General features: G+C 45.8%; 7 protein-coding genes. 3 read left to right on the top strand and 4 right to left on the bottom strand.

Annotated features, from left to right (window positions below):
• Nucleotides 1–775 precede the first annotated feature (775 nt).
• From C8N29_RS16330 to C8N29_RS16320, 3 genes are all read right to left on the bottom strand, one after another.
• On the bottom strand, nt 776–1,306 hold the full coding sequence (locus tag C8N29_RS16330; RefSeq protein WP_107867128.1) for a hypothetical protein: 531 nt from the start codon (nt 1,304–1,306) through the stop codon (nt 776–778).
• A gap of 2 nt (nt 1,307–1,308) precedes the next feature.
• Nucleotides 1,309–1,800: a helix-turn-helix domain-containing protein gene (locus C8N29_RS16325; protein WP_107867130.1), complete on the bottom strand. Its 492-nt coding sequence runs from the start codon at nt 1,798–1,800 to the stop codon at nt 1,309–1,311.
• Nucleotides 1,801–2,179: 379 nt separating this feature from the next.
• The gene (locus C8N29_RS16320) at nt 2,180–2,485 is read right to left on the bottom strand and encodes a helix-turn-helix transcriptional regulator (RefSeq protein WP_107867127.1); all 306 of its coding nucleotides are present in this window, start codon (nt 2,483–2,485) and stop codon (nt 2,180–2,182) included.
• Between the two features lie 360 nt (nt 2,486–2,845).
• Here C8N29_RS16320 and C8N29_RS16315 point away from each other — a divergent pair, with 360 nt between their 5' ends.
• The 3 genes from C8N29_RS16315 to C8N29_RS16305 all read left to right on the top strand — a co-directional run bounded on the left by C8N29_RS16315 (nt 2,846) and on the right by C8N29_RS16305 (nt 4,327).
• Nucleotides 2,846–3,220, top strand: coding sequence for a ribbon-helix-helix domain-containing protein (locus C8N29_RS16315; protein ID WP_107867126.1), 375 nt, complete (start codon nt 2,846–2,848; stop codon nt 3,218–3,220).
• A gap of 30 nt (nt 3,221–3,250) precedes the next feature.
• Nucleotides 3,251–3,484, top strand: a complete 234-nt coding sequence (locus C8N29_RS16310) for a hypothetical protein (RefSeq protein ID WP_107867125.1) — start codon at nt 3,251–3,253, stop codon at nt 3,482–3,484.
• 426 nt (nt 3,485–3,910) lie between these two features.
• Nucleotides 3,911–4,327 (top strand): plasmid replication DNA-binding protein, encoded by a 417-nt coding sequence (locus C8N29_RS16305; protein ID WP_107867124.1) that lies wholly within the window; start codon nt 3,911–3,913, stop codon nt 4,325–4,327.
• Nucleotides 4,328–4,329: 2 nt separating this feature from the next.
• Here the strand turns inward: C8N29_RS16305 and repM are convergent, their stop codons facing one another.
• The gene (gene repM / locus C8N29_RS16300) at nt 4,330–5,151 is read right to left on the bottom strand and encodes a replication initiation protein RepM (RefSeq protein ID WP_107867123.1); all 822 of its coding nucleotides are present in this window, start codon (nt 5,149–5,151) and stop codon (nt 4,330–4,332) included.
• Nucleotides 5,152–5,366 lie beyond the last annotated feature (215 nt).

Genomic DNA, 5,366 nt, shown 5'->3' with positions numbered 1-5,366 from the left:
TCCCTCGTCTTATTACCCCCAATCCCTCGTCTTATATGTGTTGAAACCATTGTGCCGCAAGGATTACAGCCTGCGTAAAAGCATTTAAAAGTATTTAAAAGTATTTAAAAAACACGCATACGAGAAAAATCTGTGGATAACCAAGTTTTGTGCCGCGAACGAAGCTTTGGTACGAATTAGCAAAAGGCTATGTCGCCTAACGGCGGCTTTTTGTCCCCCCTGAATCCCCCTAAGGGGGACTTCACATCTGCGAAAACCAATCCATCAAAGGTCACAATGCCAGCTCGTCGTTTTCAAGGGGCGGGTTAACAGTATCTCTTTGGCAAATGCCTTTTCGCAGCGTTAGCTTGAGACCTAAAACAGGACTTTTGTTTAATCGCACAACTGACATCTCCAATAGCCTTTCTGGAGACGATGATAAAAAATGCTTATACAAAGCAATTACAGCGCGATAGCGCCGTTTTAATGATTATCTATAGGGTTCTCTATGGTTGGCTTTGGAATGGCTCTTATAACGCATTTTGGAGAGATATGGCGGCTATGTGGTTAGTAGCTTCTGAGACTCCCATAGCATGGGATTTTTACAGTGCTACTACCCTCTAGTGAGAGGAGACTAGTATTTGGATACTCAAATTTGATAAGATGATTACGTGGACGTATGAACGGAACAGCGAAAGCTGTGCGCCCATCCCGCCGGATTCATCCGGTTTCCACCCAAGTGTGGGAATACCCAAGAGGCCCGATTTAAAAAAAGCCCCTACTTTAAGGGGCTTTTTTATTGGGGAACGCGAATAGGTCTATTGTTCTTTACGTTGTGCAGCAGAATGCAGAAGCCGATAGGCTTTTTGTGCGGCTGTTGACCTCGCGTTCGAACATACGCACTTTGAACGAATAAGTTGAGTTTACCGTTTCCACCAGATGCCTTTGATACAGAAAAATAAACCTCATACTGCTGTTTGGCGCCAGAACTCCCCATCAATTCCACTAAGAAAAAATTACCCTTCCCAGAGTGAAAGCACTTTTTTTGGCGTAACGCCGCTACAATCGCAGGCAGTTGCTTCGACAGTTCATAGCGTTGCTTATCGAAATGGCGGCACTCTCTTGAGTCGCAGTATTGCCACTCAGGATCAAGCTTTTCTCCATCTTTGAGTCCGCTGGTGAAGCAGTGCAGACCAAAAGTCACCTCCAGGTCATAGACTATTTCTGGCTTATCATCTTTCGCCGGCTGAACGACGGTGAGGGATGTATCGTGTAGATGGCTCAGATCAAAGGTTTGACCTTTATGTGTAAAAGGCTTCCATTTCATTTTCAAATCACTGTCAAAGTTGGTTTTTTAGGACGCATGCGCCGGGCACGTTCTGCTTTTTGCTCCCGAGTTTTAGCTCTTTCAGCAAGCTCTTCTTCTGCGAAGGGCGTGACTGCTTCAATCAAACCAGAAAAGTCATATTGATTCGATTTGTGGCGATCACCTGCAACTGGGCGAAGGATCCGCTTGATCAGCTTTCCTGCTTCTAGCTTTGCGATACGACGACGAATTGTTGATTCATCAACGCTCATGAGTTCGGCCAGAGTTTTCTTGCTGGGGTACGGTAGTTCGCCTGCTGTCCACCAATACGACATCAAGTGCAGAATAATGTTCAGATCGAGAGCATCTAAACCAAGCTGCTTTTGTTTTTTGAGAATGATGCTGGGGACCGCCGTCCATCCTACATTCATCATTGCTTTGCCCCACTTGCGCTCATTTTCACGTATAAGTTCAGTGGTAGATGGGGCTGGGTTTGGGGTATCAGTTACGCTCATAAACACCTCGTTTGTCATTGATATGTCATGTTGGTAATTATGTGAGTAAGGTGTTGCATACTACAATGCACAGATGGGGGGCTGTGGGAGGCATGGGTACCGCCCACCTGTTACTAAGTGTATGTTTGTCTGCTACAAGCTGGTTATTAGGTTTAACCGGAATATACCTTACTATTTACCCTTCTTTGCAAGGCGCTAATCCTCCCCACTGGGAGTCAATATTGCCTACCAGTGCAGGGTATTAATGCCTCTCTCTTAGGGGGCGCTTGTGCCTATCTATTACTTACTACTCATCGTCATCATCTGGCTTAAACTTGACGAGTTTTAGTTCCCCCCCAATCTATCGAGACAAGAGGCCATCTAGTTACGGACGCCTAATTTATCCTCGAAAGCCTCGGCGGTTTTTCTTATCCTTGTTGGCAATGAGCCATGCGTTCACATCAGAAGCATCCCATCGAGGACTGCCACCGACATTCAACGAAGGCTCCGGAAAGGGAGTAAGTCCCGCATCGTTTTCTGCATCAACTGGAGAGCGTAAGTCGGAAAGCACATGAGTCTGAAATCCACCCAAACCGCCAAATGGAGAATTAATCTTGCGCCAGCGATCAAAAGTACTTCGACTGACACTCAGCCGTGTACATATTTCATCGGCAGAAAGAAGTACAGTGTTAGTAATGTCTACCATAATTAGCCCCTAAATTACCCAGAACAAATCAGAGCTAATCATACAACATCAGAACACGTCAAACTACTTCTTTACGCGTCAAATATTGAGAAATGAGAAAATTATCCCTGCAGACAGGTTGCCTAAGAAAGGCCCTGATCGCTCCGTCTTTTCCTCAGTTTGGCCAGGCAGAGACGATTGAGATTTAATTATTCCGTTGCCGGTGCCTCAGTGTGCAGCTATCCAGTCTCTGCAAACAGCAGGAATCTCTTTATATTCGCTAACAAACCCTCTTTGAATGCCCTTCAAAAAATGCCTTTATAGATATGATGAAAAAATATTGATAATATATTTTTTATATATGAAAAAAATGGTGTAAGAATGGTCGAGATCACCCATAATGGACTACCCAGTCAGTCCATAAAGCTGGCTTATGAGTATCTTAGAGAAGCGCAAGGGCACTCGTCAGGGTATGCAAAAAAGCTTTTCAAGGAGATGGAGAAGCCGGAAAAGTTGGCCACGATCGCTACCGCCGAGGCCTGGGCCAGAGCCAACGGTAGGGTGCTGGAACCGATGCCGGCATCCAAACCCAGAGGTCGGCCGCCTAAGTCCGCGCCAGCCAGCAGCAAAGCCTATTCGGTGATATTGCCCGTCAGTGATCTGGAGGCATTAAAAAGCCTTTCCAGCGAGCAGGGGGAGTCCGTATCAGTTTTGATTCGGGCCGCGATCCGTGATTACATCAGACGGCAGAGTTAAGAGTGTCAAAATTTATTGAGGAGAACGTCCATGATGACATTGAAGCAAGGGAATCTGTTGCTCAAGAGTGGAGCAATCTGTAGCTATCTGATTGAAAAAACCATGCAGGCCATCGTTGGTTTTGTGGCTGTAGCGAGCATTATCATCTTGGCGATCACCGCAAAAACGCTGCTTAACCACGAACAGTTAGTGATTGGCGCAACTGTGGATGGTCAGAGTGTCCTGAACATTAACTTACGATCTAATGACCATCCTAGCCACTGAGCTGGCGCGGGATAGCAAGAATTAAAAAAGCCCACATTGTGGGCTTTTTAATTCTGTTCTTGACTGTTAGTAGCAGTCCGGGCGAGCGCTGGTCAACTTTCGTTGCCAGTTGGTAGCTGGTACAAGCCCAGTGCCCGACCGTAGAACAAGAGAACGATCAAGTGCAATGTGAATTTACCAACGGTCGTTTGAGTGTGTCAAATTTTGAGGCATGGCGGCTTGCATGATTCTACAAATAGCAGGAAGATGGGCTTCAGTGTTTGCGAGACGCTGCAGTGCTAAAAAGTAAAAAAGCCGGTCACAAAGTGAACCGGCTTTTTTACTTTCATGTGTTTCCTACCCGATAAGCGGTTGCCTCTAAATTGTATTAATGGACAGTATTCGATACGCTGCACGCTACACTATGCAACAAAGTGGAATATAGCCATGCTTATATCAATCTCAGAAGCATCAAAAAGGTGGGGTGTAGCTAGAACGACGATCTACCGTAATATCAAGAATGGTAAGCTTTCACAGACCTCAGGAAAGGTAGATCACGCTGAGATGGTGCGTTGTTTCGGTGAGCCATCTTTGGAAAAAAAACAGTCGTCGCTACAAGATACTGTGTTGCAGAAACAAGCAGATACGCTACAACAACGAGTCGAAGAATTGGAGCGGAGTGTAGCCGCTGCACTGCAAGAAAAGGCTCTGTTGTTACAAGAGAAAGAGTGGTTGAGAACACAAGTCGATAAGGCTCAAGAAACGATCAAACTTCTAGAATACCGAGGCCATCAAGCGCCTACTAATGAGAAGCCGAAAAAGGGCCTGTTCGGTCGCTTGATTGGGGCTGTTTTGGATGAGTAAATCTATCGTAATTTGCGAATTCGCTCTTCGGCCTCTTCGTAAGTTTCCCCAGGTCTAGCTAAACGCTCGATCTCGCTTTTGGGTATTCTCTCCGAATCATCCAGTTGTCGCGACTTGGGCTGCTTGGGCGCTTGATGTTTATGGTTGAACGTAAAGGTCAGGTGCGTAACAGTGCGACCTGTTTTTCGCTGACTGTAGCTTACGGATAAATCAGAATGTTGATTTATCTGTTCTAGGGCAACGTCGATAACCCATTTTTTGAGGTCAAAAAGCCTCCTATAGTCCTCCTCAATCAAGAGAGCTGACCTAAGCCAATTAAGCTCTACCTCCCGCTTGCCAATACTTCCCCACTGAATCAGTAACTCATACAACCGAATAGCGTAGGTGCTGCTCATATTCGAGACGGCTGCCAGCCGGTAGCTAGTGAATTCTCGTTCTAATAAAGTTATGTAGGGAACGATTACACCAGAAAACTGTAGCTGGATTGCTCCTTCACCATCAATGTAACTCGCGGCAGATACCCAGCGTGCTTTTGTGACACGTTCTTTGCCACTTTCGGGATGAACGTCGTGCAATATCAGACTTCGCATGTACAGTGTCGTGGCAGCCGCTTTAATTTGCTCATAAGCCTTTTTCGTGCTGACGTTGAATTGTGCAGCATAGTCGGCGGCCCTGATTGTTAGAAAGTGGTCTGAAGTTAACCCTAGGCTAGATTCGCGGGCCTCTTTTATAGCAAAAAGAATGATCCGCTGTTCCACCAAATCCAGCCGATAGCTAGCCTCAATCAATCGGTTTGACTTTACAACAAGTTCATTCCTTAGCATGACGTTCTCCTCGTTGAATGAGGCATTCTACGTCCATAAGACGAGTAAAACAATATACTCGTCTTATTACCCCCAATCCCTCGTCTTATTACCCCCAATCCCTCGTCTTATTACCCCCAATCCCTCGTCTTATTACCCCCAATCCCTCGTCTTATATGTGTTGAAACCATTGTGCCGCAAGGATTACAGCCTGCGTAAAAGCATTTAAAAGTATT

The organism is Agitococcus lubricus (assembly GCF_003051055.1).
Taxonomy (GTDB): domain Bacteria; phylum Pseudomonadota; class Gammaproteobacteria; order Pseudomonadales; family Moraxellaceae; genus Agitococcus; species Agitococcus lubricus.
This window is presented reverse-complemented; position numbering and strand designations above follow the sequence as displayed.